Source organism: Methylophaga sp. UBA5088 (genome assembly GCF_002414625.1).
Classification (GTDB): Bacteria; Pseudomonadota; Gammaproteobacteria; order Nitrosococcales; family Methylophagaceae; genus Methylophaga; species Methylophaga marina.
Window position 1 is genome coordinate 8,342 of record NZ_DIAC01000077.1, and the last position, 4,075, is coordinate 12,416.

Genomic DNA, 4,075 nt, shown 5'->3' on the forward strand with positions numbered 1-4,075 from the left:
GCCTGATCCAGCATTTCCTCTGCATGAGAACGTGTTTTAGTGGTCAGGTTCACGCCACCTAGCATTCTAGCTATTTCTTCAATACGTTGTTGTTTATCGAGTTTATCAACAACAATATGAGTGCTGTCTTTTAAATGTTTTTTATTGACCTGTAATTGATGGTGTGCTTGCGCAGCTACTTGCGGTAGATGTGTAATGCAAACCACTTGTTGCGTTGCAGCTAACGCTCTTAAATGTTGACCCACCACCTCAGCAACACTACCACCAATACCTACATCCACCTCATCAAAAATTAAGGTTGGGACCGTTCGTTTTCCAGCCGTCACAACTTGAATTGCCAAGCTGATCCGGGCAAGCTCACCTCCTGACGCCACTTTCGCCAGCTCACCTGAGGGTTGTCCGGGGTTTGTTCTGACTAAAATTCGAACACTGTCCATACCGTGCTCTGAAAATTTCTGATCTGGATTGGCGATTACTTCAATATCAATTTCACCAGAAGGAATGGCCAGCTGTTTGATAGAGGCTGAAATCTGCTTTGCTAGTGGTTTAGCCGTTTTGATTCGTTTCTGGTGTATTTCTTCGCTTAGTGTCCGGCAAACCTTCTCTTTTTCAGCTAATTGTGTTTCGAGTTCAGCTAGATGCACTTCACTGGAAGAGAGTCGGTCGAGTTCTGCTGTTAATTCTTGATAGAGTTCGGGTAACTCCTCGACTTCGACTTGATGTTTTCTCGCGATATCGTGGAGCTGTGATAGTTCATTCTCAATACTGTTTAATCGTTCCGGATCGAGATCGATATGATCCAAGTATTGACGTAACTCATCTGCCGTTTCATCAAGATTGATAATAGCCGCATTAAGTGTTTCTACAGCGCTAGCGAAGCGTGGTTCAACATGCTGAAGCTTTTCAAGTTCGCTTAGTGTATGGTTGATGATGTCGTATGCAGCCGCTTGTTCCTCATCAAAGATACGATGTAAGCCTGCTTCTGCTGTACTAATTAACTCAGCAGCATTAGCAAGTTGGTTTTGCTCTTGAAGAAGCTGCTGGATATGTGATTCCGATAATTGGAAATTAGCCAGTTCACCCACCTGATATTGCAATAATTCCTGTTTGGCGCGTTGCTCATCGGACTGGCTTTTCAATTGTTGAAGCGCTTGCTGTGACGATGACCAATCTCGATAAGCCAATTTGAGTTTATCGAGTAATGCTTTGTTATCAGCGACAATATCTAATATTTCGCGCTGAGTCTGAGGCCGTATTAATGATTGATGTGCATGTTGTCCATGTATGTCGATACTTCGCTCACTGACTTCTCTTAAAAGTGCCAGTGGAACCATACGACCGTTTATATAACCTTTTGAGCGTCCATCACGACTGATTGTACGACGAAGGTGACATTGCTCCTCTTCATCTAATTCATGGTCTTTTAACCATTTAGCTAAGCTTACGTTGTTGTTCAGATTGAAGTCGGCTTCAATTTCAGCACGCTCTGCACCGTGCCGAATCATATTCGAGTCTGCGCGATCACCTAGCACTAAGCTAAGCGCATCCACTAACATCGATTTACCAGCACCAGTTTCTCCAGTTAGCGATGTCATGCCAGGCTCAAAATTAAGAGCAAGATCTTCTACCACCGCTAAGTTACGAACACTCAGACCGACTAACATGTTAACTTTCTTCCCCATTCCAGTTTGGCGCGAAGAATAGAATAATGGTCGTGATCTTCAAGATGCAATAGCCTGATTCGACTTTCGTGTTTTTCTATACGCACAGTCTCGCCGGGCTGAAGAACAAGCCCAGGGCGTCCATCACAAGTTACCATTGCGGTAGTGATATTGTTTTCACTTAAAGTAATTTCAATGACATTATTTGCTGAAACTACTAGCGGCCGATTACTGAGAGTATGTGGGCAGACTGATGCTAAAACCACCACATCCAGGTCCACATCCAATATTGGACCTCCTGCAGACATCGCATAGGCAGTTGAACCCGTCGGAGTCGATACCACAATACCATCTGCACGCTGACTGTTTAGAAACCGGCCGTTGATATGGGTTTCGAACTCAATCATATGCAAATTCTGATATGAATGAATGACCACATCATTCATTGCGATGCTTGGAGGTTTCGTACCGCCAGTGATGCTTGCATTCAGCAGAAATCGACTGTCATTCCGGTAATGACCACAAAGAATGGCATCAAGCTGATGTGATAAATTCGTTAAAGTAACATCAGCGAGAAATCCTAGACGGCCAACATTGATACCCACAACGGGCATATTGGTACCGGCAAGCGCTCTTGATGCAGAGAGCAGGGTGCCATCCCCGCCTATAGCGATGGTCAGATCACAATGAGTTTTGAATTCCTTAATGGAGATAACATCAAGTGATGGTAAAAATGAAAGTGGTTCGTTACATACAACAGTCAAGTCACGTGTAGCTAGAAACTCGTTTACCTGCTCAACCGCATTTTCCATAACAGGGTCGTCTTTACGAATAAAAAGTCCGATACGCTTAAATGCAGATTGGGTAGTCAAAATGGCTTCCTATGGTTATAAAACGGTCATCTGATAGTAATGCTTTTGCCATAAAATCCAAAGTAAAAACAGATTTAACGTGATTTGTTTCACAACATTGATATTAGATGGCTGAGAAATGCTAGAATATCAGGATTTTCTTGACTCAAATTAAATATAGAGGAATAACATGGCGATTGAACGCACTCTTTCTATCATCAAACCTGATGCTGTTGCAAAAAATGTGATTGGTGAAATTTACACACGTTTTGAAAAAGCGGGCTTAAAAATTGTGGCTGCAAAAATGATGCACTTATCACAAGAAAAAGCAGAAGGTTTTTACGCTGAACACAAAGAACGTCCTTTCTTTAAAGATCTTGTTAGCTTCATGACATCTGGTCCAGTCATCGTTCAAGTTTTAGAAGGTGAAAATGCTGTCTTAACACACCGCGACCTAATGGGCGCAACTAACCCTGCTGAAGCAGCGGCGGGCACTATCCGTGCTGATTTCGCGCAAAGCATTGATGAAAATGCGGTTCACGGTTCTGATTCTGTTGAGAGCGCTGCACGCGAAGTGTCTTACTTCTTCGCTGATGATGAAGTTTGTGCACGCACACGCTAAGAGCTGATTATGACTGAACGCACGAATCTTCTTGGATTAGATCTGAATGGTCTGGAAGCGTTTTTCGTTGAACTTGACGAAAAACCTTTCCGTGCACGTCAGCTTTTACAATGGATACATAAATATCGAATAACAGACTTTGCTGAAATGAGTAATTTGAGCAAAGCCTTAAGAGCAAAATTAGATGCTGTCGCTGAGATTAAGCTGCCGGAAGTGATGCACGAGCATGTTTCTCAAGATGGAACACGGAAATGGATTATCAAGTTATCCTGCGGTAATGCCATTGAAACGGTCTTTATTCCTGAGGGGAGTCGAGGTACGTTATGTGTGTCTTCACAAGTCGGTTGTGCACTGACGTGTACTTTTTGCTCAACAGCGCAACAAGGTTTTAATCGCAATCTGGATGCCGCGGAAATCATCGCCCAGCTATGGATTGCTAATGAAGCTTTAGGTAAGGATCCCAAAGGCAATCGTGTTGTCACGAATGTCGTGATGATGGGCATGGGGGAGCCATTAGCCAATTACAACAATGTCGTAACGGCGATGAATCTAATGCGAGATGATTTTGGTTATGGCATTTCGTGGCGACGGCTCACACTAAGCACGTCAGGTATGGTGCCAATGATTGATAAACTTCGTGAGGATTGTCACGTGAGTTTGGCTATTTCACTGCATGCCGCGAATGATGAGTTAAGAAATCAAATCATTCCGCTAAATCAAAAATATCCCATTGCCGAATTACTAGCGGCATGTAAGCGTTATGTTGTTGGACAACAGCGTCGTCACATTACGGTTGAGTATGTCATGCTCGATGGCATTAATGATTCAATACAGGATGCAAAAGATCTCGTCAGGATTTTAAAAGATATTCCCAATAAAATTAATTTAATTCCTTTCAATCCTTTTCCTGGCACGCATTATAAATGTTCATCACGTAATCA

At 43.0% G+C, this 4,075-nt stretch carries 4 protein-coding genes; 2 read left to right on the forward strand and 2 right to left on the reverse strand.

The genetic code is table 11. From position 1 onward, the window contains the following. Together recN and B4K20_RS09905 are read right to left on the reverse strand one after the other, a co-directional pair. Nucleotides 1-1,664: DNA repair protein RecN (recN, locus tag B4K20_RS09900; protein ID WP_289282758.1), on the reverse strand; the 1,664-nt coding region annotated here is incomplete at its 3' end. Beyond that, nucleotides 1,658-2,533, reverse strand: coding sequence for an NAD(+) kinase (locus B4K20_RS09905; RefSeq protein WP_286304249.1), 876 nt, complete (start codon nt 2,531-2,533; stop codon nt 1,658-1,660). The genes recN and B4K20_RS09905, both read right to left, overlap by 7 nt. A 169-nt stretch (nt 2,534-2,702) precedes the next feature. Here B4K20_RS09905 and ndk point away from each other — a divergent pair, with 169 nt between their 5' ends. Both ndk and rlmN read left to right on the forward strand, forming a co-directional pair. After that, nucleotides 2,703-3,134, forward strand: coding sequence for a nucleoside-diphosphate kinase (gene ndk, locus B4K20_RS09910; protein WP_273181108.1), 432 nt, complete (start codon nt 2,703-2,705; stop codon nt 3,132-3,134). Between the two features lie 9 nt (nt 3,135-3,143). Then, the coding region (gene rlmN, locus B4K20_RS09915) for a 23S rRNA (adenine(2503)-C(2))-methyltransferase RlmN (RefSeq protein WP_289282759.1) at nt 3,144-4,075 on the forward strand (932 nt) is incomplete at its 3' end.